This window comes from Enterobacter cloacae complex sp. 2024EL-00214 (genome assembly GCF_043945575.1).
Classification (GTDB): Bacteria; Pseudomonadota; Gammaproteobacteria; order Enterobacterales; family Enterobacteriaceae; genus Enterobacter; species Enterobacter cloacae_P.
This window is the reverse complement of sequence record NZ_JBIMRC010000009.1, coordinates 43,472-66,851: the sequence shown is the minus strand read 5'-3', so window position 1 is coordinate 66,851 and position 23,380 is coordinate 43,472. Positions and strand designations below refer to the sequence as shown.

The window sequence follows — 23,380 nt, the reverse complement described above, 5'->3', positions numbered from 1 at the left end:
ATTTTCGATGGCTAACCTAATCGCAGAGTGTCCTGGTGTCAACCACAGAGAGAACAACTTGTGCGACTATCGCTTGCATCCCTTCGCTGCAATCGTGAAAATGAGAATCATTAACTTCATAAAAAACAGGATGCCGCTTTGTGAAACTGCCCGCTATTTGTCGTAATGCCCTGCTTTTAACCGGACTTTTTGTTTTAGGACTAACCTCAGCGACCGCCGCCGACTGGCCTCGTCAGGTGACTGACAGCCACGGTACGCACACCCTGAAAAGCAAACCGCTGCGCATTGTCTCCACCAGCGTGACCTTAACCGGCTCCCTGCTGGCAATCGATGCCCCCGTCATCGCCAGCGGAGCCACAACGCCAAATAACCGCGTGGCGGATGCACAGGGCTTCCTGCGCCAGTGGGGTGATATTGCGAAACAGCGCAAGCTTGCACGGCTGTATATTGGTGAGCCGAGCGCCGAGGCCGTCGCTGCCCGGATGCCGGACCTGATTTTAATCAGCGCCACCGGCGGAGATTCCGCGCTGGCGCTGTACGATCAGCTTTCCGCCATCGCACCTGTTCTGGTTATCAATTACGACGACAAAAGCTGGCAGGCACTGTTAACACAGCTGGGTACAATTACCGGCCAGGAAAAACAGGCCGCAGAACGCATTGCGGAATTTGATAAGCAACTCGCCCGGGTGAAGCAGCAAATGACGCTGCCACCGCAGCCGGTCAACGCCATTGTCTACACCGCCGCCGCGCACAGCGCCAACCTGTGGACGGCGGAATCAGCACAGGGCCAGATGCTACACCAGCTGGGCTTTACGCTGGCTGAGCTGCCCGCCGGGTTACATACCTCCAAAAGCCAGGGCCAACGCCACGACATCATCCAGTTGGGTGGCGAAAACCTGGCGACGGGTCTGAACGGTGAAGGGTTGTTCCTGTTTGCCGGTGACCAAAAGGATGTGGACGCAATTTACGCCAACCCGCTGCTGGCACACCTGCCTGCGGTGCAGAACAAGCGCGTCTGGGCATTGGGAACGGAGACATTCCGCCTGGATTATTACAGCGCGATGCGGGTATTAGACAGACTGGATTCGTTGTTTAAGTAGGGCATTAACCCGTCCTCTCCCTGTGGGAGAGGACGGGAATGAAGGCATCAGGCCGCACTGTCGTTCAACACAACTTCCTGCCTGAACCGTCGCAGCTCCGCCAACACCAGCAACAAAATCCCCCCGACAACCGCCAGCGCAAACCCACTGCTGCTCGCTGACGCCACCGGCGTCATCATCGCGCCCAGCCCGCCGAGGATCGCCGCGCCGATGGCATCACCCGTCACGTTCTGCGCCGTCCACAGACCGTTAATGCGCCCCAGCATCCCTTCCGGCGTCTGGGTCTGGATCAGGGTGTATTGCAACAATGAACTGATCGCACTCAGCCAGCCAAAGATTGCCAAGCAGAGCACGCCCAGCGCCCACACCGGCATCAGGCTGAAGAAGCCAATAGCGATAAACGAGGCCAGCGTCGCCACCAGCATAATCAACCCCGGACGCGCACTCTGTGCCAGCTTACCGCTGGTGAGCGCGCCGCACGCCGCGCCAAGTGGGATTGCCGCATATAACACGCCAATCTGCGGGGCGCTCATCTGCCACTCACCCGCCAGCGCCGGATAGAGCACGCGCACGGCGCTCGCCATCGTCAGCAAACCACCCAGCAACGCAATGCCGCCAATCAGCGGGTTGCTGAACAGAAAACGGATCGCCGCCATCAGTGATTTCAGCGGATGTTCGCGCTGTTGCGGCGGTGGTGGCAGAAGCGGTAAGCGCAGCAACGTGAGCGTGGTGATAAAGGTTCCCGCCGCCGCCAGCCCGTAGTTCCACGCCACGTCGCCGGTTGCCAGCAATAAACCACCGACCATCGGTGAAATCACCGATCCCAGGCGCACGGTGAGCATCGTAATCGCTCCCGCCTGCATCAGGTTTTCACGCCCCACCAGCGCAGGCGTAGCCGCCAGCAGCGCCGTCACGCCTAACGATGCGAAAAAGCCATCCCACAACCCCAGGGCATAAATCGCCATTAATGATGGCTCCGGCAACATGGCGTTCAGACACAACCCGACAAACCCCACGCCGCAGGTACCCCGCGCCAGCAGGATGAGTTTTTTACGTTCGTACCTGTCCGCCAGCACGCCGCCAATCATCAGACCGATAAACATCGCCCCACCCGTTAACGTAACGGATAACCCCACCAGCCAGCTGGAGTGAGTCAGGGTCTGGATCTGTACCGGCACGGCCACGCCGAGCAGGCCGAGGGATAAAATGGAGATAAAACGGGCGATAAAAACAGCGCGATACGCCGGATGCGTTTTAAGCAGGCTGAGGTTGATCAGCCAGGATTTTTGATTCATGACAAGGCCCTGAGGTCTAACGATCTACCAATTTCATGGGCGCACATGCTAACATAGCCAAATAAGATAGATAACGATAATTACTATCATTATCAAATCATGGATGTTGCTATGTCGTTTTCCTCTTCTGCGGTGCGCGCCGTTGCGGTGCCCGTTTTATTGCTACTGTTGATCCTTGCGATTGCACTCAGTCTGCTGGTTGGCGCGAAGCCGCTGCCCGCGTCCGTTATTGTCGATGCACTCTCCGGCACCTGCCAGAGCGCCGACTGCACCATCGTGCTGGACGCCCGTTTACCCCGCACGCTTGCCGGATTACTGGCCGGTGGCGCACTGGGACTGGCGGGTGCCCTGATGCAAACCCTCACCCGTAACCCGCTGGCTGACCCCGGTATTCTCGGCGTCAACTCTGGAGCCAGCTTTGCGATTGTGCTCGGCGCAGCGCTGTTCGGGTTTAGTTCGCCGTCGGAGCAGCTGATGATGGCCTTTTGCGGTGCGCTGGCAGCCTCACTGGTCGTCGCCTTTACCGGCAGCCAGGGCGGCGGACAACTTAGTCCGGTACGCTTAACGCTGGCAGGCGTGGCGCTTGCCGCCGTGCTGGAAGGGTTATCCAACGGCATCGCCCTGCTCAACCCGGACGTCTACGATCAGTTGCGTTTCTGGCAGGCCGGCTCACTGGATATCCGCACGCTGGACACCTTAAAAGTGGTGATGATCCCGGTGATTATCGCCGCCGCCGTGGCGCTGTTTTTAAGCCGGGCGCTGAACAGCCTGAGCCTCGGCAGCGACACAGCCACCGCACTCGGTAACCGCGTGGCGCGCACGCAGTTAACAGGTTTACTGACGATCACCGTTCTGTGCGGCAGTGCAACCGCCGTGGTCGGCCCGATTGCCTTTATCGGCCTGATGATGCCGCATATGGCGCGCTGGCTGGTGGGGGCAGATCACCGCTGGTCTTTGCCCGTTACGCTGCTTGCCACGCCTGCTCTGTTGCTGTTTGCCGATATTCTCGGTCGTCTTTTGGTTCCCGGTGAATTGCGCGTTTCGGTGGTCAGCGCCTTTATCGGTGCCCCTGTGTTGATTTTCCTCGTACGACGTAAACGCGGAGGTGGCGCATGATGGCTCCATCCCGTCGTTTAGTCACCAGCGTCTCCCTGCTGGCGTTCGCCATTGTACTGCTGGCGGTCTGGAGCCTGCGCAGCGGCGCGGTGATGCTCGATTTTACCCAGGTCTTTCACGCGCTGCTCGGCAGTGCGCCACGCAATATCACGATGGTGGTCACCGAATGGCGGCTGCCGCGCGTGGCGATGGCCATTCTGGTGGGCGCGGCGCTTGGCGTCAGTGGTGCGATATTCCAGTCGCTGATGCGTAACCCGTTGGGCAGCCCGGACGTGATGGGCCTCAATACTGGCGCATGGAGCGGTGTGCTGGTGGCGATGGTGCTGTTTGGTCAGCACCTGACGGCCATTACCGTTACGGCGATGGCTGGCGGCATTTTGACCTCCCTGCTCATCTGGGCGCTCGCGTGGCGAAATGGTATCGACACCTTCCGCCTGATCATTATCGGTATCGGCGTGCGCGCCATGCTGATGGCCTTCAACACCTGGCTACTACTGCAGGCTTCGCTGGAAACCGCGCTCTCCGCCGGGCTGTGGTACGCCGGTTCGCTGAACGGCCTGACGTGGAGCAAGACCTGGCCCGCCGCGCCGCTGATCCTGCTGATGTTTATTGGCGCGATCCTGCTGGTGCGACGCATGCGCCTGCTGGAGATGGGCGACGACAGCGCCTGCGCGCTCGGCGTGGGCGTTGAGCGTTCGCGCCTGATGCTGATGCTGGTGGCCGTTTTACTGACCGCTGCCGCCACCGCCATCGCCGGACCGATCTCATTTATCGCCCTCGTGGCTCCCCATATTGCGCGACGCCTCAGCGGGACGGCGCGCTGGGGGTTAACCCAGGCAGCATTGTGCGGTGCCCTGTTATTGCTGGCTGCCGACCTCTGCGCCCAACAGCTGTTTATGCCGTATCAGCTACCGGTAGGCGTGGTGACCGTCAGCCTCGGTGGTATTTACCTCATCGTTTTGTTAGTTCAGGAGTCACGCAAGAAATGACCGACTCAGTAACCCGCTTGCGCGGCGAAAACTTAACCCTCGGCTATGGCAAAAAAATCATTGCCCACAACCTGAGCGTCGCCATTCCTGACGGCCATTTCACGGCGATCATCGGCCCGAACGGCTGCGGCAAATCGACACTGTTGCGCACCCTCAGCCGCCTGATGACACCGGTTGACGGCAGCGTGTTTCTCGACGGCGAGCAGATCCAGCGCTTTGCCAGCAAAGAGGTGGCGCGGCGTATCGGGCTGCTGGCACAAAACGCCACCACGCCGGGAGACATCACCGTGCAGGAGCTGGTCTCCCGCGGGCGCTACCCGCACCAGCCATTGTTTACCCGCTGGCGCAAAGAGGACGATGACGCGGTGAACCGGGCGATGCAGGCGACAGGCATCACCGACCTCGCATTACAAAGCGTGGATACCCTTTCCGGGGGCCAGCGTCAGCGGGCGTGGATCGCAATGGTGCTGGCGCAGGAAACCGCCATTATGCTGCTGGACGAGCCCACCACGTGGCTGGATATCAGCCATCAGATTGACCTGCTGGAACTGCTGAGCGACCTGAACCGTACGCAGGGCTACACGCTGGCGGCAGTACTGCATGATTTGAACCAGGCGTGCCGTTATGCCACGCATTTGATTGCATTGCGCGACGGCGAGATTGTGGCGCAGGGCGCACCAAAAGAGATTGTGACGCCGGAGCTGATCGAGCGGATCTACGGCATGCGCTGCATGATTATTGACGATCCGGTGGCGGGTACGCCGCTGGTGGTTCCGCTAGGGAAACGTGCGGTCTGATGCCCTCACCCCAACCCTCTCCCACAGGAAGAGGGAGCAAACTATCCCCTCGCCCCTATCGGGGGAGGGTTAGAGTGAGGGGAGGATTTACACTATCCCAATATGTCCTTCAATACCGGCCCAATCTTCTCAAACGCCTGCGGCGAAATGATATCCACGTGGGCGCAATCCTGGCTGTAAACCTCAAGCCCACCCACCCACGGTGCCCAGGCGACCTGTGGATCCATCGTTTGCGTGCGCCCGGCAACAAACAGCGTCGCTTTGCCGTCAAAGCGTGAACTGTGTGCCGTGGTGAGCAAGCGTACCGCATCGGCGTAGTTGCCTTCGATGGCGTTAAACAACTCGCCGGAACCCTGCCCCTGCTGCGCGGCGATAAACGCCTGGCGCTCACGTTCGATTTCCGCCAGCACTGCCGGGTCAAGACCATTGGCCTCTTTCTCCGCCCAGTTTTGCGTTTCCGGTGGCCAGGTATCCAGCAGGCCGAGGAATGCGACCGTTTCACCTTGCTCACGCAGACGCGCGGCAACCCCCTGCGCCAGCGTGCCGCCAAGAGAATAACCCAACAAATAATATGGCCCGCGCGGCTGCTCCCTGCGCAGTGTCGCCAGATGATGCCCAATCACGCCATCCAGATCGGCGCACTGCTGCATTGGCCCTTCTGGTCGCGGAGACTGGATGCCGGTGATTGACCAGCGCGGGCTGAGATAGCGCACCAGCACGCTAAACTGCCAGGCAAAACCGGACGCCGGATGGAAGCAAAACAGCGTCGGGCCATGGCTTTCACGCAGCGGCAGAATGGTTTCATAACCCAGACGCTGCGCCTGCTCGTCGCTTATCGGCGAGTCCAGCAATGTGCTGAGTTTGCTGACCGTTGATGCCACCATAATCTGCCCCGGTGTCACCTTGCGGGTGAATGCGCGGCTGAGCTGAGCGGCCAGACGCATCGCCAGCAGCGAGTGGCCGCCGAGGGCAAAGAAATCGGCTTCGATATCGTTCACCTCACAGCCCAGTAGCCCGGCAAACGCCTGAGCCACCGCCATTTCGGTTTCCGTCTGTGGCGCACGACCGGAGGTTTTGCTGGTCAGCTCTGGCAGCGGCAATGCTTTTCGGTCGAGCTTACCGTTCGCACTTAAAGGCAACGCACTGATTTGCAGCAGCACGACCGGCACCATGTGCGGCGGCAGTTGCGCTTTGAGCGACTCAAGCAGCGCGGCCCTGTCCAGAGGTAATCCCGATTCAGACACCACATACCCCACCAGCTGACGCGCATCCCCGCCCGTTGCCGCAGCCTGATTAAACACGCAGGCATGCGCCACGGCCTGCGCCACGTCCGGTAATGAAAGCATCGCCCGGTCAATTTCACCCAGCTCAATACGCTGGCCGCGAATTTTCAGCTGATCGTCACTGCGCCCTAAATACTCCACCGCGCCGTTATCCAGCCAGCGGGCCACATCACCGGTGCGATACATGCGCTCACCTGGCGCAAAAGGATCGGCAATAAAACGGCTGGCGGTTAAATCCGGACGTCCGAGATAGCCCTGCGCAAGCTGGACCCCTGTGAGATACAGATCGCCTGCCACCCCAAACGGCACCGGGCGCATCATCGCATCCAGAATGCGCAGCCCCGTGTTCCACACCGGGAAGCCAATCGGCACGCTGTTACCCTCTGTCGCCGCCAGTTCCGGGCCAAACGCCGGATACCAGCTCACGTCCACCGCCGCTTCCGTTGGGCCGTAGAGGTTATGCAGCGGCGCGCGGGTCAGTTGCTCCCACTCGCGGCACAGTTCGGCGGGCAGCGCTTCCCCACTGCAGAATACCTGTTTCAGCGTTTTGCAGCAGTCGGCATTTTCCGGCGTCAGCGAGGCGACAAACGCTGCCAGCATCGACGGCACAAAGTGGGTAGTGGTGACACCGTATTGCGCGAAGAAGCTCTGCATCGCCTGCGGATCGCGGTGAGCATCCGGCCCGGCCATCACCAGTTTCGCCCCGGCGATAAACGGCCACCAGAACTCCCACACCGACACGTCAAAACTGCACGGCGTTTTCTGCGCCACCACGTCGTGCGTATCCAGCGGGTAGTGATCCTGCATCCACTTCAGGCGGTTAACGATGGCGGTATGTCCTACCATCACCCCTTTCGGGCGACCGGTCGAGCCAGACGTGAAGATGATATAGGCCGTCTGCTCTGGTTTTGCCAGGTTCAGCGGCTTACCGTCCGTCGCAGGCAAGAGTGTGTTGTAACTCAATATCTCTACGGGCTGATCGTGAAAGCGCGAGCGTTGTTCATCAGTAGTGATGAGCAGCGACGGTTTTGCATCTTCCAACATCATGCGCAGACGATCGTCCGGGTAGCCGGTGTCCAGCGGCAGCCACGCGGCCCCCGCCTCCACGATACCGTGCAGGGCCAGCGTCAGAAATACCGAGCGCGGCAGTGCTACCGCCACGCTGTCACCCGGCTTCACGCCGCGTTCACGCAGCAAGGTTGCCAGCGCCACCACCTGCTCGCGCATCTGGCGATAGTTCAGCTCAATGTGCGCATCGGCCAGCGCCGGGGCATCCGGCGTTTTATGCGCCTGTTCCGCCACCAGCCCGGCCAGCGTGGTGACAGGCAATGCTTTGCCCGTATCGTTGATACGCGCAAGCTGCTGGTATTCATCTCCGGATACCGTTTCAACCTCGCCACAACGCAGATCCGGGTTGGCGGCAAACTGTGCCAGCATCGCATTCAGACGCGCCGCGTGACGGGTCAGCGTGGTGGTATCGTAACGCTGCTGACTGGCGAGGATCTCAATGCTCAGGCCGCCCTGTTCGTCCGGGAACAGCGCCAGTTCAAGATCGTTTACCGGGCCGGTCGCCAGCGTATGGGTGGTGGCCTCCACGCCGTCAATATCCAGCTGATAATCGAACACTTTAACGTTCAGCACCGGGCCAAACAGCGCTTCATCTCCGGCCGCGCGCCCGCTGTCGCGGACGATCTGCTCGGCATCGTAGCGCTGATGACGGCGCATTTTTTTGAGCTGGTTTGCCAGGCGCAGCGCCAGCTCCGGCAGACTTTCCTGCGGGGAGATGTTGACCGCCAGCGGCAGTACGTTAAGCACCGGACCGGTAGCCGTCAGCGCGGCTGACCCCATTCGACGCATAAAGATAAACCCGGCGGCGTAGTCCAGCCGTCCGGTCAGACGACCCAGCCACAGCGCCACCAGCGCGAGAGCCAGATCGGTGCGCTGCACTTGCCCGGCGGCCTGGGTAAGCTGGCTAAAGGCACGACTGTCGGCGGCAATTTTCAGGCGCAGAATATCAGTCGTTGCCGCACGCCCCGGCAGCGGTGCGGATGAGAGCGATACCGGAGCAGGCAGCTGCTTACGCTGCTCTGCCCAGAAGGCACCGTCACGCGGATACGCCTCGCTGTTGCGGTAGCGCTGGTACTCTTCCACCACCTCAGCAAACGGGGTAAACGGAGAAGATGGCAGGGTTTCGCCATTTTCCCATGCGGTGTAGATGGCGGCTATCTGACGGGTAATGGCCGGGAAACTGAAGCCATCGACCACTAAGTGGTGATAACGCTGATACCAGTACCAGTGGCGTTCACCCACCTGAATCAACTGGTGAAACGCCAGCGGCTGACCGCTGTCCACGCGCAGGTTTTGCCGGAGATCGGCTTCCATCAGCGCCACAGCGGCAACGTGGGAGCCCGCCTTCACAACAGACGGCTCCGGCAGCGTCATAGATTCATCGACCCACTGCCACACTTCACCGTTATCTTCCATGAAGCGCATGCGCAGCGTATCAGCCTGCATCATGCCCGCCGCAATGGCTTTTGCCAGCAACGGTGCGTCTATGTCACCTTTCAGCTCAGTGTAGTGCGCTACACTCCAGGCGTTTGGCAACATGGAAAGTTGCTCCGCCATCCAGATCCCCGGCTGGGCGGCAACAAGAGGAAGATGTTGGCTCATGCGTTCTCCCCCGCAAAATGAGACGGTTCAAGCGTTTGCCAGTGTTCTGTCAGCCACTGCTGGCACGCGTCCTGGGATTGCGGTTCACAGACCACACGCCAGCCCGCAGGTAACGCGCACTGCTGCGGCCACAGGCTGTACTGCGCCTGGTCGTTACACAAAATGGCAAACTGTCCTTGCGGATCATCGAAAGGATTACTGAATTCCATACAGACTCCGTTATTGAGTAAGCGGCTGCCAGAGCGTCATCAGCCCCTGCGTCAGCCCACCGCGCCAGCAAAGTGCATCGTGTCCGCCGTCAACCTGACGCCAGATAACCGGTTGCTGAGTGTGTTGTAGTTCGGCGTAAATCGCCTGATTTGCGCGGAAGATAAGCGGCTCATTGCGCCCGGCCTCAAGGACAATGCGCAGCCCGTGTGCAGTTTTTTCACCCGCTTTAAGTTGTTCAATCAACACCCCCTCCTGCGGCGCGCCACGCTGTGGCCACCAGTACGAACCAGACTGGCTGAGCACACAGCCAAAGCGCTGCGGCCAGTTGAGGCCAGCATAGAGCGCAGAGAGTCCGCCAAAGCTTTGGCCCGCAGCCACCGTCCGGTCAGATCGGTCACTGAATGGCGTGGTCGTTTTCACAAGTGGGAGAAGCTCTTCCTGCACCGCCAGCCAGAAATCGGGGTTACAGGTCAGCTCGCGGCTGCGGTGCGCAATATCGATCGCGTCGATTAAGACATAAACCGCAGGCGGCAGTTTGCCTTCGTCAGTGAGCGCCGTCAGCGCGGGCCACACGGGCATACTTTCGGCCCAGAACTGCCCGTCGAGCAGCACCGCCAGTGGGCGATCCGGGTTTGCATCGCCGGTGGTAAAAATCCAGACGCAGCGACGATTACCCAGCCGATCGCTGTTCCATTCAATACAAGCCGGTGGGCTGTACGGCGCATCAGGACGGTTCCAGCCAGGCTGTACCGGTGCCTCAGGCATTTCCAGCGCCGACACCGCATGGCCGCGCCCGCCGCGCCAGCTTTGGGGATTCAGCGGGTCGGAAACCGCGTGTGACAGCAGCCTGCCCCAGCCTTCGCGTAGCGCCATGCGGTCGGGCTGCTCACCGTGAAAGACCGCATCGGCAAAATCATGTTCATTCCCGGAAGGGATAAAACAGTAGCTGCCGCGCCACCGCGGGCTGAACTCACCCTGCCACTGCCAGACGTCAGTATCGGGAATGCGTTCAAGGGATTGCGGACAGGCATTTTGATGGTGATCGGTCACGCCAGTGATATAGAGCCAGACGCGCTTCACCGCCGATGATTTTTGCGTGCCGGCCGGGTCGCGCCACCAGAACGTCACGCGATAACTCTCCTGCTCTCGCACCCATTCGGGGCCGTTTTTCGACTGCCACCAGGCTTCACTTCCCGTTGTTAACGCCGTCACCCTTATAACCTCATGTTTAGAGAGTCTTTTTTGTTACAAGACAAAATATATTGATAATATTATTGATAACTATTTGCATTTGCAATAGCGTAGTGCCCGCGCTGTGGGAAGCGCGTTCATAAAATAACCATGCCAGCGTTGTGTGCGCCCGGGGACAGGGCGGCTTACACAAAATGCGGGTGACAACATGCCGCCTCCTCTCCCCTTCGGGAATGGAGCCAGGAGGAAGCGGCGCGAAAAGCAGGACGTACAATGAATAAGAAGATTCACTCTCTGGCCTTGCTGGTCAACTTAGGGATTTACGGCGTCGCGCTGCCCGCGCTGGCGGACGACAAAACCGCCACCACCACCGCGCAGCACGAAGATACGATGGTGATCACCGCCGCAGAGCAAAACCTGCAGGCACCGGGTGTGTCGACCATCACGGCCGATGAAATCCGTAAAAATCCCCCCGCCCGCGACGTGGCCGAAATCATCCGCACCATGCCGGGCGTTAACCTGACCGGTAACTCCACCAGCGGCCAGCGCGGCAACAACCGTCAGATTGATATCCGCGGTATGGGCCCGGAAAACACCCTGATCCTGATTGATGGCAAACCCGTCACCAGCCGTAACTCCATTCGTCTGGGCTGGCGCGGTGAGCGCGATACCCGCGGTGATACTGGCTGGGTACCGCCGGAGATGGTCGAACGCATCGAAGTGATCCGTGGCCCGGCCGCGGCACGCTACGGCAACGGTGCGGCTGGGGGGGTGGTAAACATCATCACCAAAAAATTCGACGACCAGTGGCACGGTTCCTGGAACACCTACCTGAATGCGCCAGAGCACAAGGACGAAGGTTCCACCAAACGTACCAACTTCAGTCTGAGCGGCCCGCTGGGCGGCGATTTCAGCTTCCGCATGTACGGTAACCTGGACAAAACGCAGGCCGATGCCTGGGACATCAACCAGGGCCACCAGTCCGACCGCACCGGTATCTACACCAACACGCTGCCAGCCGGTCGTGAAGGGGTGGAAAACAAAGACATCAACGGCGTGGTGCGCTGGGACTTTGCGCCAATGCAATCCCTGGAGTTTGAAGCGGGCTACAGCCGCCAGAACAACCTCTACGCGGGTGACACCCAGAACACCAACAACGACAACGCGCTGGTGAAGAAAAACTACGGCAAAGAGACTAACCGAATCTATCGCCAGAATTTTGCAGTGACCTGGAACGGTGGCTGGGATAACGGCATCACCACCAGCAACTGGGCACAGTACGAGCACACCCGCAACTCGCGTCTTGGCGAAGGCCTGGCGGGCGGCCTGGAAGGGTTGTTCAACAGCGATAAATTCACCGATACCGACCTGGCTGACGTGATGCTGCACAGCGAAATCAACCTGCCGATTGATTTCCTGGTCAACCAGAACCTGACGCTGGGTACTGAGTGGAACCAGCAGCGTATGAAAGACGCCACCTCCTTCACGCAAACCCTGCAGGGCGGGACCATCCCGGGCATGAGCAACGATCGCAGCCCATATACCTCGGCGGAGATCTTCTCCCTGTTTGCCGAAAACAACATGGAGCTGACCGACAGCACCATGCTGACCCCGGCGCTGCGCTTCGATCACCACACCATTGTGGGTAACAACTGGAGCCCGTCGCTGAACCTGTCACAAGGCCTGGGGAATGACTTCACCCTGAAGATGGGTATCGCCCGCGCCTACAAAGCACCGAGCCTGTACCAGACTAACCCGAACTACCTGCTGTACAGCAAAGGCCAGGGTTGCTACGCAAGCAGTGACGGCGTGGGTTGTTACATGATGGGTAACGATGATCTGAAAGCCGAAACCAGTATCAACAAAGAGATTGGTCTGGAGTGGAAACGCGACGGCTGGCTGGCGGGCGTGACCTGGTTCCGTAACGACTACCGCGACAAAATTGAAGCGGGCTATACGCCGATTGGCCACACCTCTTCCGGTAAAGTTCAGACCGATATCTATCAGTGGGAAAACGTGCCGAAGGCGGTGGTAGAAGGTCTGGAAGGTACGCTGAACGTGCCGGTCAGTGACACGGTTAACTGGACGAACAACATCACCTGGATGCTGCAAAGTAAGAACAAGGAGACCGGCGACCGTCTGTCGATCATCCCGGAGTACACGCTGAACTCCACCCTGAGCTGGCAGGTTCACCAGGATGTCTCGCTGCAGTCGACCTTCACCTGGTACGGCAAGCAGCAGCCGAAGAAATACAACTATAAAGGCCAGCCTGTGACCGGCTCCGAGAAAGACGAGATCAGTCCGTACAGCATCGTTGGCCTAAGTGCGACCTGGGACATGACCAAAAACGTCAGCCTGACCGGCGGCGTGGATAACGTCTTCGACAAACGTCAGTGGCGTGCGGGTAATGCCCAGACCACGGGTAACGCCGCCACCGGTGCCTATATGTACGGTGCTGGTGCATACACGTATAATGAACCGGGTCGAACCTGGTATATGAGCGTGAATACGCGTTTTTAAGGTAACCATTCCCTCTCTCCTTTGGGGAGAGGGTCTGAGCGAGGGAAAATGCACACAACTTATTCCACTTTTCTTCTTGCCGGACAAACCGTCCACCACGTCGAATTTGATCCCACTACCTTCACCGACGCCGATCTCCTCTGGCTCCCTCACCACGCGCATTTGACCCACGCCGGACGTAAACGTAAAACCGATCATCTGGCCGGACGCATTGCCGCTGCACACGCGCTGCACGCCCTCAACGAGCACACACTCCCGGGCATCGGTTCCGGTGGTGAACCACTCTGGCCGGAAGGGATTTCAGGCAGCATTACCCACAGCGGTGTCCAGGCAATGGCGATTGCCGTCCGCGATCAACATCTGCTGACAGGGATTGATTGCGAAGCGATCCTGCCCGAGCGTGAAGCGAAGGAGATTAAGGATGGGGTGATTAATGCCCAGGAAGAGACATGCCTGTTGCAGTCCGGTTACCCTTTCGGACTGGCGCTGACGCTCACGTTCAGTGCGAAAGAAAGTGTGTTTAAAGCGCTGTTCCCCCACGCGGGTGTGTATATGGGGTTCGATTGTGCGCAAGTGATTGCGCTGGATGACAAGAGCCTGACCCTGGCGCTGTCACGTACAGTGGGGGAGTTTAACGAGGGTAAGCATTTTACCCTCGCCTGGAAGAGAGTTAACGGGAGCGTTTTTACGCTGGCCAGTGAGAAAAGTACGAGGCTGTCCGGTTTATCACACGGAGTGTGAACAACTATCCCCGAAACGCCTCTAACCGTTTAACCTGCCGCCCTTCTCCGTCAAAATTCTCCGCTGCCAGCCAGGCACGCAGCACCGCGTCACGCTCCGGCCATTCACCATCAATAATAGAAAGCATATCGCTGTCGCGGTTGCGTCCTTTACGCACCAGCTTCTGACGTAGTCGCCCTTCCCAGACAAACCCCAGCCGCTCGGCCGCGTTCCGTGAGGCGACATTCATCGAATCGCACTTCCATTCCAGCCGCCGATACCCGTGCTCAAAGGCATTGTTCAGCAACAGCCACACCGCTTCAGTACCAAGCCTGGAGCCCTTCATTTTCCGCGACCAGGTCACGTGGCCGATTTCCACCGAGCCCAGCATCTGCTCAATGGTCAGATAACTCACCAGCCCCACAGCGCGCGCGGTGCGTAAGTCGATGACGGCATAAGGCACCAGCTCGTCGTCCATCACTTTATCGAGCACCCAGCGTGCCGTCTCCTCCACGCTCACAGGCTGCGTGCTGGAAAGCCACGTCCAGTCGCTGTCATCACCCAGTGCGTAGGCATCAAACAGATCGGCGGCATGGAGGCTGGCATCCAGCGGCTCCAGCCGACAGTACTGGCCCGTCAGCGGCGTACGGGTCAGAGTGCGCGCCCCTTTCCAGTCGGGCACGATATCGTTAACGGTTTGACCATGTTGATTGATTTCCGGCACGGCAGAGACTCCCTGAAAGGTAAGGGTTTTGTTATAGCAGGTTAAAAAGCAGACGAAAAGAGTGACCGTGTCCGGCGGTGCGACGCTCAGGTTTTATAGTGCGGGAAAGGGAGAGGCGTAGGCCGGGTCAGGCGTAGCCACCACCCGGCTTTTCGTTTCTGCACAGGCAGATTTATTTCAGCAGTTTCACCGTGGCGTCGATGTCTATCTCATCTTCGGTGAAGATCAGCGTTGTGTTCTGGAACGTGGTGATCGCCAGCTTCTTCACCGCGCGCATTTCGCCCGGCTTCTTCTCCGACTTCGGCTTGATGTTGTTCATCAGAAGCCCTACCGACAGCACCGCGTTCTCTTTGTCGATACCGGTATCCACGGGTTCTTCTTCGCTAAACACCACGAAGGATTTGATCGAGGTGAGCTTCACGCGCTCGCCCGCAATATAGAGGTGTTTACTTTCCGGGATCACCTTCACCGCATAGGCGGAAAGGCCTTTGTTGTTCGTGGTGGGCTCGAAGGTCACCGCTGCATCTTTCTTGATCAGATCAGGATTCGCGACCTTAATCACGTGAAAATAGCGGTTGTCGCCGTTTTCATCTTTGATAAATCCAAAGCCTTTATCTTTAAACCACGTTGTGATTGTACCGTTCATCGTTGCTACCGCCTGTCTGTCGATCGTTAACTCAATTTTTGCAGCGCGCAGTGTAATGCACAATGTCTGCGCAGACAAAAAAAACCCCTGCACATGTGCAGGGGAAATTCATGTCAGAGCTTATTTTTTTATTTAGTTGAACACCATGCCGCCGTCAATCAGCAGTGACTGACCGGTCATGTAGTCGGAATCCGGGCTCGCCAGGTAAGAAACACAGGCTGCGACGTCTTCCGGTTCGGACAATCTGCCCAGCGTGATGCGTTTCGCGAACGTTTCTGTACCATAGCCGAGCGGTTTACCGGCGGCCTCGGAAACCTGTCTGTCGATTTCCGCCCACATCGGCGTTTTTACAATACCCGGGCAATAGGCATTCACGGTGATCCCCAGCGGAGCCAGATCGCGCGCGGCGGTCTGGGTCAGGCCGCGTACGGCGAACTTGCTTGAACTGTATACCGCCAGCTCCGGGTTACCGGTGTGGCCCGCCTGCGAGCAGGCGTTGATGATTTTGCCGCCATGCCCTTCCTTACGGAAAGCATCTATAGCCGCCTGAATCCCCCAGATCACCCCTTTGACGTTGATGTTGTAGACCTTGTCTACTATCTCTGGCGTGATCGACTCAATCGGCGTGGATGGGGCAACCCCCGCGTTATTGACGATAACGTCAAATCCGCCCAGTGCCTTACGCGTTTTTTCGACCGCGGCAAACACCTGCTCACGGTTTGAGACATCCACCTTCACGGCAATGGCCTTCCCGCCGCTGCTCGCAATTTCATCGGCCACCGTTTTTGCCGTCTGTTCGTTGTAATCCGCAATTGCCACGGCAAAACCATCTTTGACCAGGCGCAGCGCAATCGCTTTACCAATCCCCTGGCCTGAGCCAGTAACGAGGGCAACTTTTTGCATGTCTTTATCCTTATGTTGATTCACAAAATCTGGCTGAGATGGAGCTGGCCCATCAGCAGCGGGTTATCGCTATAGTCGACGGGGATCGCCACCACGGCAGGCCCATCGACATCCATTGCGGCACGCAACGTCGGCTCCAGCGCCGCCGCGCTCTCCACGGCAAAGCCTTTCGCGCCAAAGGCGTCAGCGTAGGCCCTGAAGTCGACCGGGCCGAACTCCACGCCGGAAAGGCGCTGGTATTTTTTCTCTTCCTGGATCGCCACCATGTTGTAGGCGTTATCCACCCAGATGATGTGCAGCACGTTGGCGTTGAGGCGGACAGCGGTTTCCAGCTCCATACTCGACTGCAGGAATCCCCCGTCACCGGAAACGGAAACCACCTTGCGGCCCGGGTTGACCAGCCAGGCCCCAATTGCCCACGGCAGGGCAACGCCCATCGTCTGCTGACCGTTGGAGATCATCACCTGACGCGCCCGGAAGCTGTACAGGTAGCGGGCAATCCAGATGTGGAAGCTCCCCATGTCCACGGTGAGCGTGACGTCACTGTTGACGATGTCCTGCATGGCCCGCACGATGCGCAGCGGGTGCAGGGCAAACTGGCCGAGCGATGCGCCGCGTCTGTCGAGCAGATCCCGCTGATGCTGGCGATCGATAAGAATTTCGGTGGCCTGTGGGCTAAGTTCAAGCGACCGGCTCATACGCCCCGCCAGGGCATTGAGCGTTGCCGCGATATCACCAACCAGTTCGACATCAGGCACGTAGTTGCGCTCTTCGTAGGCGGGAAGCACGTCGATATGCACCAGCGTGGCATCACCCCGGTTCCACATGGCTGGCTCGTACTCAACGGGGCTGTAGCCGATGCAGATAATCAGGTCGGCCAGATGTAAAAGCCGGTCGCCCGCCTGATTATTAAAGAGGCCGACGCGCCCGGCGAAGCGGGTAAAGTGCTGCTGGTTCACCGCGCCGGCGGCCTGATAGGTACTGGTCACCGGGATGCGGCTTTTCTCCAGCAACTGATGCAGCGCCGTGCTGTTGGCGGGCTGGCTCGCCATCAGCCCCAGTAAGATCACCGGGTTTTTGGCCTTTTCGATAAGCCGCGCGACGTCGTTAATGGCGGCGTCAGGTGCGGGGCCCATCAGCGCGGAGGTGCCCGCCGGTAAAATAGCGCCCGTGGCAGGCTGGTCGACAATATCCTGCGGCAGGCTGACGAAGGCACTGCCCGGCCTGCCCTGCTCGGCGGCGCGAAACGCGTTTGATACCACCTCGGCAATGGCATCCGAAGAGCTGACCTCAACGGCATATTTGGTTACCGGGCTGAACATACCGACGGTATCCATGCTCTGGTGTACCTGTTTCGCTTTGTCTGCCCGCTTCACTGCTCCGCCCAGCGCAACAACCGGATCGCCTTCGCTGTTGGCCGTGGCAATGCCGGTAATAAGGTTCGAGCAACCCGGCCCGGAGGTAACCAGCGCCACCCCGGCTTTACCGGTCAGCCGCCCTACCGCTGCCGCCATAAATGCTGCGTTCGCTTCGTGACGCACGGGGATCAGCTGAATGGGCGAATCCAGAAGAGAATCAAACACTTTATCGATTTTCGCGCCAGGAATACCAAACACCTGCTTCACGCCCTGAGCTTCCAGCTGGCCGACAATCAAATCGGCACCATGCGCCCACTGGCGTGAATGTTTGTCACTGTTCACGGTTATTCTCCTGTTAGTTTTCGACGGAACGGATCGCCGCATCAAGGTTGCTGGGGTGAAGGTTGGCCTGCAAAAATGCGCTGTCGGCGGGGAGATCGATCATCAGCTTATGAATTTCACCAAAGGTGAGCACGCCGCTCTCCAGCTGATAATCCAGCAGATGGCCTCCCCCCTGGCGGTCATCGGTAATGAAATGTTCGTGATAGCCCGCTACGTTAATCCCCTGCATATGCTGCGGCGTGCGGAACCCAACCAGCACGCCCTGGCGCTGGTTAAAACGGAATACCGGCTGGTCGTCGAGCACGTCGGTCATCGCGCGGTACGGCGGCGTCTGGCGCGGTACCGTGCGGGTGTGAGCGTGGCGGAAGTTGCCGTCGATCCGCAGAGCGCAAAACAGGTTATCGGAGGGGATCTGCTGGTCGATCGCGTCGTGGATCTGCTGGCGGCTGACCGGCGTATCGAACGTTTTGCGATACTGCGGCTGGAACCAGGTCATCACCGCGAACGGCGTTTTTTGCTCCGGCTTTGCGGCGCGGGCGCTGCCATCGGCGCGCAGCTGGTAAACCTGGCTGCTGAAGGCGATCATTTCGCCGTCCAGCTCGTTGAAGGTACCCAGACCGAAATCGCCACGGGTTAACAGGCTGGCGATGGTGGTTTCCCCTTCATATACGCCGCTTAACAGGGCGCTCATTAGCGATGTCTGATAAATCACGCTGTCAGGATGCTGAGCCGAGAACCCTCGCAGGGTTTCACACAAACTCTCCTCACAGTCGCATGCAGATGAATGCGTCGTCATGCTCTTCCTCTTCAACTTTTTTAAGAAAGGTTAAATAAATGTTGACCCGATTCAGCTGAGAGTTCCAATATAGAAACCATGCTGTTTTGAGACGTTTTTGATATGGAACTTCGTTATCTGCGGTATTTCGTCGCGGTGGCACACGAGCGACACTTCACCAAAGCGGCTAAATCGCTGGGTATTTCTCAGCCGCCGCTCAGTCAGCAGATTAAACGCCTGGAGGAAGAGGTGGGGACGCCCCTGTTCCGGCGTCTGACGCGGGGTGTGGAGCTGACCGAGGCCGGAGAAGCATTCTACGAGGATGCCTGCAAAATTCTGGCGATGAGCGATGCCGCGCTGGAAAAAGCCCGTGGAATTGCCAGAGGCCTGATTGGCAGTCTGTCGATTGGTATCACCAGCTCAGATGCATTTCATCCGCATATCTTTGCGCTGATCCGTCAGTTTCAGCTGCAAAATCCGGCGGTCACGGTGCATCAGGTGGAAGCCAATATGGCGACCCTGATGACCCGGCTGGGCGAGGGAGAGCTGGATCTGGCGTTTGTCCGCTTGCCGTGCGAGAGCAGCAAGGCGTTCGAGCTGAAAATACTCGACAGGGAACCGATGGTTGTGGCTTTACACCGCATGCATCCGCTGGCAGGCCAGCCTTCTCTGACGCTGGCACAGCTTAATACTACGCCGGTAATTTTGTTCCCCCAGGACGTTGCGCCGGGGCTTTATGACCGCGTTTACGGCTGCTGCGAGCGCGCGGGGATTGATATGCAACACACGCTACAGTCTTCCCAGCTTTCATCTTCCCTCAGCATGGTAGCCGCAGGTGGCGGGTTTGCGCTGGTGCCGCAGTCGATGGCGGCCATTTCTCCACCAGATGTTACTTATCATGCGCTAACAACCCCGGAACTCTATACCGATATCGCGCTTTGCTGGCGGCGTTTTGAACGTTCCCGCACGGTGAAACGTTTTTTGGCGATGCAGGCATGATGACAGGGGTTTTGTCGGCCAGGTAAGGCATCACCGCCACCCGGTAAGGTCTTTCTGGAAGCAGCCTCGCAAACCTGAAATTTACCTTATGTACATCAGGGTTATTGCTTTTCTTCCCCTCCTCACAGTCGTAAAGTGCCTGCGTTGCGGCACATCCGCAATCGGGCGTAGGAACCCGAAGTACACAAAGTGACAATTTTTGTCGCGGCAGCGCTCCTCTCGTTAGAATACGGTAGCGCTGGCGGAGCAGCTGAGAAGCTGGCTGTTTTCTTTATGCACGGCATTCCTACCTCCGTCAGCACTACCCCCTTCGAGCGTAGGAACTCTCTGGGCGGTTAATTAATTTTGCATAAAGAGGATGTCTTATGGCTACTATCCCTGGCTTTTCTTACTCACTTTCTGAAGAAAGCGTTATTCACCATCTTATCAACCTGCAGCTTTCAGATACTGCGGATCTCTTCGAACTGGCCGACGCCTGTGCCGCCTATGTGAGCGTGTTGGTTGAAACAGACGACGCGGTAACATTTTCCACGCTCTGCACGCGTTTACTGGCGACACTTAAGCAACTGCGTGGACGTTGCGATACAGAGCTCCCGCCTTATCTGGTTGAACAGCTGATTGCGGGGGAAAAGATGGCTTCTTGCGTCCCGGACTGCTGGCAGGAAACAACGTTGCAGGTGGACTATGCGGTGGCATTAACACAGGCCGTGATGGGCGGAACATTGCCCACCAGCGTGGCGAAGGAACTGACCGGGTTGCTGCATGATATGGTTTGGCTGCTGGCGGAGTTTGTAAAAGAGCCCTATATCGCAGCGCACTAAAGCGGGTGAAAGAAGCCGAAATGCTGCTGAGGTGTGGATGTGGAGAGCGCAATTGTTCTCACTGCTGATGTAGGCATTACTAAAATTACAGTGCGTTAATCAACAAAGAGTCGTTCACATTTGCCTGTAAGCTGACAGAGGGGATGGGGATTGAAAAAGTCAGCAAGAAGGTTAAAAAAGGCCCACCAGCTAAGGCGGCGAGCCTTTTTTGTTATTAACGTATCACACTAACATTTTCAAGTTTCACCGGACTTTCAGGTTTATTCCCCAATTGCTGAGCGACCGGGACGAAGATGTTGAGATCTTGCAGCCAGGCTAATTTATCACGGCTATCCTGCTGCCCTTCATGAGTTCCATGACACTCAACTAATAGATATTTCCCACTAAACGCAGGTGCAATGCTCTGTGCATCCCCTTCTCCCGTTACATTACAGCGTAACGCTGAAGCAGTGACTTTCTTATCAGCATCAATATTATCCCATTCCGCCTGATATCGTTGGCCAGTCACTAACGGGAAATGCATATCCGTCTGCAATTTGTTGAGTAATACGGTACCACTACTGATGGACATGGTGAATTTCAGCTGCAGCTGATTAGCCAAAGTTAAACGTTGCACCGTCCAGATACCATAATCTTCCAGTTTGCGTACATAACCATCCGGTTGTGCATCCAACTGTACTTTGATCTTACCGAGCGTGCTTACTTCGGTATAACGAACCTGTTTAAAGTGCGGAAGCGCCCAGGGTTTGATCAATGACTGCGCCTGGTGCTCAACTGCAGCAGAAAGGGGATATTTATTAAGCCACTGTGGATTATTATTGTTCAGATCGGGCATTGAGGGCCCCATCAACGTTGATGCTGGCTTGTTAGCAGCAGGAATAAAATGTCCTTCGGCCGTGAACGTTTTTCCTGCTGGTAACTGGCAGAGCTGCTCAAAGCGTTGTGCTTTTTCCGTGTTAATTTTGAAGTCACTCTTGCGGCGAACAATATCTGCAGTAATGAGTGAGTCCGTAACGCGTCCCTCACTGTCGAAGTTCATTAAGGCGACAGCATCTCCCTGATGCGTTTTACAGTTATATAAGTAGTGCTCAATCTTTAATTCCATCGGTGCGTCATAAGGCGGTTCCCAGGTGGTATCTGCAAAATCATATCCCATACGTACCGATAAAATGTCGCCAACGCGCTGGATGCTGTTAACATCGACAAGGTCGGTAATACCGACTGTATCCGTGGCTGATAATCTTTCCCATCGAGCGTCTTTTATTGGTAGCTGGCAAACCATACGGATATCCTCTGCCGTCATCTGCTTATCATCCTGTGCAGGCGCATAACGGAGGTAGCTGTTGCCGTAAAAGCGGGCTTTGGTATATCCCTCTTCACTTAGTAAATCCTCGTACAGAAGCTGTGCCTTGCTCTGTTTACAATCAACGGAACGCCATTGCTGAGCCATTTTCCCGTTATTGAATTTTAACGACACCATGTAATTCACACGATCGTGGATTCTGGTTATAGACAAGGGGTTAGTGTCACCACCTATCAATGCAGGCTTATCAGCAGCTTGCACGAAAGAAAACGGTAAGATAGACAGAAAAAAAAGAGGGTACATTAAAGGGCGTACGCAGCACATACATGTTCCTTCATATATTGATTAAGAAATAAAGTTATCGGCATCAGGGACTAAATTATTAGCCAGCCATGATTGCAACGTTATAGATAAACGTAATATGAGATTGGCTACTGCCGCTTCTGGTACCGTGGAGGTACGGGTAATGGACACGCCACTGACGCTCACCCACGCGATTAATATCGCCGGGCTGATTCAGGCGACATCGCACTGGCTACTACCACGCGACCATACAAACACCAGGAGCGAGATTTTCTATCTGTACCGGTTTAACCGTTTTCAGGCGTGTCGCTATGGGTTAGACGGTATTCTCACAGACGTGCATACCGGAGAGCATAAAACCGTGGCGGACGATATTGCGTGGCTGCTGGAGCGGGTTGCCCCCTCAGTGGGAAAACTGGGTGCGACAAGCGCAATTCAGGAAATTGCTCTTATGTTGAAACAGGATAAGAGCGAAGCACAACGAATGCGGGATTTTGTCAACGACAGCGGTTCACTGACCTCGCTGGTACAACAACATTGCGAGCTGTGGGCGACGAGTCTATAACCCCCCCCCTCCCTTTCGGCTGATATATATTGCTTTGCTTTACGTTACACGATGCCCGACAATAACGTTTTTAACTGACGATTAACATTAAGATGAAACACCCGTTAGAATCGCTGTTAACCGCAGGGGGCATACTGCTGATGGCCCTGCTTTCCTGCCTGTTGTTACCTGCGCCCTCTCTCGGGCTGGTGCTGGCAAAAAAGATGGTTGCAACCTTCCATCTGGTCGATCTGAACCAGCTCTACACCATTTTGTTCTGCCTGTGGTTCTTGCTGCTCGGCACTATTGAATTCTTCGTCCTGCGTTTCATCTGGCGTCGCTGGTTTTCACTGGCGGCGTAACCGGCACAAAAAAGCCGGGTGGCAGCCCGGCATTCTCGTCATCTCAGCCCTAATACGCCCGACTGTGGCTCTCTTTGCGATAGGCTCCAGGCGGCTGGTTAAAGGTACGGGTAAAGATCCGCGTGAACGTCTGCTGCGAATCAAACCCGTAGCGCAGGCAGATGTCATACACGCGTTCGTCCGATTCACGCAGGTCGCGCGCCGCCAGTAGCAGCTTACGTTCGCGAATGTAACGCCCCAGACTCTCCCCTTTGTACTGCATAAACAACCGTTGCAGGTGCCATTTCGAGTAACCCGCATGACGGGCAATCTCTTCAATGCGCAGCGGCTGGTGCAAGTTGTCGTCGATCCACTCGACGATAGTGTCGATGACCTGAGCGGAAATAGTCATACTGCGCTCCCCTCTGCT

The 23,380-nt window shown here is 57.4% G+C and carries 21 protein-coding genes; 10 read left to right on the top strand and 11 right to left on the bottom strand.

Features of this window, described 5'->3' with window-relative positions; genetic code table 11:
• The first annotated feature begins 140 nt into the window (after nt 1–140).
• The gene (gene fepB, locus ACHHZ6_RS12130) at nt 141–1,100 is read left to right on the top strand and encodes a Fe2+-enterobactin ABC transporter substrate-binding protein (protein WP_395122269.1); all 960 of its coding nucleotides are present in this window, start codon (nt 141–143) and stop codon (nt 1,098–1,100) included.
• Nucleotides 1,101–1,147: 47 nt separating this feature from the next.
• Here the strand turns inward: fepB and entS are convergent, their stop codons facing one another.
• Nucleotides 1,148–2,395, bottom strand: a complete 1,248-nt coding sequence (entS, locus tag ACHHZ6_RS12125; protein WP_182274061.1) for an enterobactin transporter EntS — start codon at nt 2,393–2,395, stop codon at nt 1,148–1,150.
• 111 nt (nt 2,396–2,506) lie between these two features.
• On the opposite strand from entS, the gene fepD reads away from it, so the two are divergent.
• Genes fepD through fepC form a run of 3 tightly spaced genes read left to right on the top strand, consistent with a single transcriptional unit; the run spans nt 2,507 to nt 5,297 of the window.
• On the top strand, nt 2,507–3,511 hold the full coding sequence (gene fepD, locus ACHHZ6_RS12120) for a Fe(3+)-siderophore ABC transporter permease (protein WP_395122268.1): 1,005 nt from the start codon (nt 2,507–2,509) through the stop codon (nt 3,509–3,511).
• Entirely contained in the window at nt 3,511–4,500 is a 990-nt protein-coding gene (fepG, locus tag ACHHZ6_RS12115; protein ID WP_182920007.1) for an iron-enterobactin ABC transporter permease, read from the top strand. Before fepD ends, fepG begins: the two co-directional genes overlap by 1 nt.
• Nucleotides 4,497–5,297, top strand: a complete 801-nt coding sequence (fepC, locus tag ACHHZ6_RS12110; protein WP_395122267.1) for an iron-enterobactin ABC transporter ATP-binding protein — start codon at nt 4,497–4,499, stop codon at nt 5,295–5,297. The genes fepG and fepC overlap by 4 nt, the downstream gene beginning before the upstream one ends.
• A 92-nt stretch (nt 5,298–5,389) precedes the next feature.
• Here fepC and entF read toward each other — a convergent pair whose 3' ends face one another.
• The 3 genes from entF to fes are packed head-to-tail and all read right to left on the bottom strand — an operon-like array spanning nt 5,390 to nt 10,672.
• The gene (gene entF / locus ACHHZ6_RS12105) at nt 5,390–9,250 is read right to left on the bottom strand and encodes an enterobactin non-ribosomal peptide synthetase EntF (RefSeq protein WP_395122266.1); all 3,861 of its coding nucleotides are present in this window, start codon (nt 9,248–9,250) and stop codon (nt 5,390–5,392) included.
• The gene (locus tag ACHHZ6_RS12100) at nt 9,247–9,459 is read right to left on the bottom strand and encodes an MbtH family NRPS accessory protein (RefSeq protein ID WP_182919560.1); all 213 of its coding nucleotides are present in this window, start codon (nt 9,457–9,459) and stop codon (nt 9,247–9,249) included. Before ACHHZ6_RS12100 ends, entF begins: the two co-directional genes overlap by 4 nt.
• A gap of 10 nt (nt 9,460–9,469) precedes the next feature.
• Nucleotides 9,470–10,672: an enterochelin esterase gene (gene fes / locus ACHHZ6_RS12095; protein ID WP_182919559.1), complete on the bottom strand. Its 1,203-nt coding sequence runs from the start codon at nt 10,670–10,672 to the stop codon at nt 9,470–9,472.
• Nucleotides 10,673–10,924: 252 nt separating this feature from the next.
• Here fes and ACHHZ6_RS12090 point away from each other — a divergent pair, with 252 nt between their 5' ends.
• Together ACHHZ6_RS12090 and entD are read left to right on the top strand one after the other, a co-directional pair.
• Nucleotides 10,925–13,171 (top strand): TonB-dependent siderophore receptor, encoded by a 2,247-nt coding sequence (locus ACHHZ6_RS12090; RefSeq protein WP_395122265.1) that lies wholly within the window; start codon nt 10,925–10,927, stop codon nt 13,169–13,171.
• Nucleotides 13,172–13,219: 48 nt separating this feature from the next.
• Nucleotides 13,220–13,912 (top strand): enterobactin synthase subunit EntD, encoded by a 693-nt coding sequence (gene entD / locus ACHHZ6_RS12085; protein ID WP_395122264.1) that lies wholly within the window; start codon nt 13,220–13,222, stop codon nt 13,910–13,912.
• Nucleotides 13,913–13,916: 4 nt separating this feature from the next.
• Here the strand turns inward: entD and ACHHZ6_RS12080 are convergent, their stop codons facing one another.
• From ACHHZ6_RS12080 to budA, 5 genes are all read right to left on the bottom strand, one after another.
• A complete protein-coding gene (locus ACHHZ6_RS12080; protein WP_182274053.1) occupies nt 13,917–14,615 on the bottom strand; it encodes a GNAT family N-acetyltransferase in 699 nt (232 codons plus the stop codon).
• Nucleotides 14,616–14,787: 172 nt separating this feature from the next.
• A complete protein-coding gene (locus ACHHZ6_RS12075) occupies nt 14,788–15,261 on the bottom strand; it encodes a cold-shock protein (protein WP_182920006.1) in 474 nt (157 codons plus the stop codon).
• Nucleotides 15,262–15,393: 132 nt separating this feature from the next.
• Nucleotides 15,394–16,164 (bottom strand): (S)-acetoin forming diacetyl reductase, encoded by a 771-nt coding sequence (locus tag ACHHZ6_RS12070; RefSeq protein ID WP_196390959.1) that lies wholly within the window; start codon nt 16,162–16,164, stop codon nt 15,394–15,396.
• 20 nt (nt 16,165–16,184) lie between these two features.
• Nucleotides 16,185–17,906: an acetolactate synthase AlsS gene (gene alsS, locus ACHHZ6_RS12065; RefSeq protein ID WP_395122263.1), complete on the bottom strand. Its 1,722-nt coding sequence runs from the start codon at nt 17,904–17,906 to the stop codon at nt 16,185–16,187.
• The gene (gene budA, locus ACHHZ6_RS12060; protein WP_182274050.1) at nt 17,878–18,660 is read right to left on the bottom strand and encodes an acetolactate decarboxylase; all 783 of its coding nucleotides are present in this window, start codon (nt 18,658–18,660) and stop codon (nt 17,878–17,880) included. Before budA ends, alsS begins: the two co-directional genes overlap by 29 nt.
• Before the next feature lie 102 nt (nt 18,661–18,762).
• On the opposite strand from budA, the gene ACHHZ6_RS12055 reads away from it, so the two are divergent.
• Nucleotides 18,763–19,638, top strand: coding sequence for a LysR family transcriptional regulator (locus ACHHZ6_RS12055; protein WP_196390958.1), 876 nt, complete (start codon nt 18,763–18,765; stop codon nt 19,636–19,638).
• A gap of 365 nt (nt 19,639–20,003) precedes the next feature.
• Nucleotides 20,004–20,459 (top strand): hypothetical protein, encoded by a 456-nt coding sequence (locus ACHHZ6_RS12050; protein WP_182274048.1) that lies wholly within the window; start codon nt 20,004–20,006, stop codon nt 20,457–20,459.
• A 214-nt stretch (nt 20,460–20,673) separates the two neighbouring features.
• On the opposite strand, the gene ACHHZ6_RS12045 is transcribed toward ACHHZ6_RS12050, so the two are convergent.
• Nucleotides 20,674–22,086, bottom strand: coding sequence for a hypothetical protein (locus ACHHZ6_RS12045; protein WP_395122262.1), 1,413 nt, complete (start codon nt 22,084–22,086; stop codon nt 20,674–20,676).
• Between the two features lie 97 nt (nt 22,087–22,183).
• Between ACHHZ6_RS12045 and ACHHZ6_RS12040 the strand changes: the two genes are divergently transcribed.
• Nucleotides 22,184–22,630, top strand: coding sequence for a glutamate-cysteine ligase family protein (locus tag ACHHZ6_RS12040; RefSeq protein WP_182919554.1), 447 nt, complete (start codon nt 22,184–22,186; stop codon nt 22,628–22,630).
• A 92-nt stretch (nt 22,631–22,722) separates the two neighbouring features.
• The gene (locus ACHHZ6_RS12035; protein WP_182274038.1) at nt 22,723–22,971 is read left to right on the top strand and encodes a DUF1158 domain-containing protein; all 249 of its coding nucleotides are present in this window, start codon (nt 22,723–22,725) and stop codon (nt 22,969–22,971) included.
• Nucleotides 22,972–23,020: 49 nt separating this feature from the next.
• On the opposite strand, the gene ACHHZ6_RS12030 is transcribed toward ACHHZ6_RS12035, so the two are convergent.
• Entirely contained in the window at nt 23,021–23,362 is a 342-nt protein-coding gene (locus tag ACHHZ6_RS12030) for a RamA family antibiotic efflux transcriptional regulator (protein ID WP_395122261.1), read from the bottom strand.
• Nucleotides 23,363–23,380: the final 18 nt, after the last annotated feature.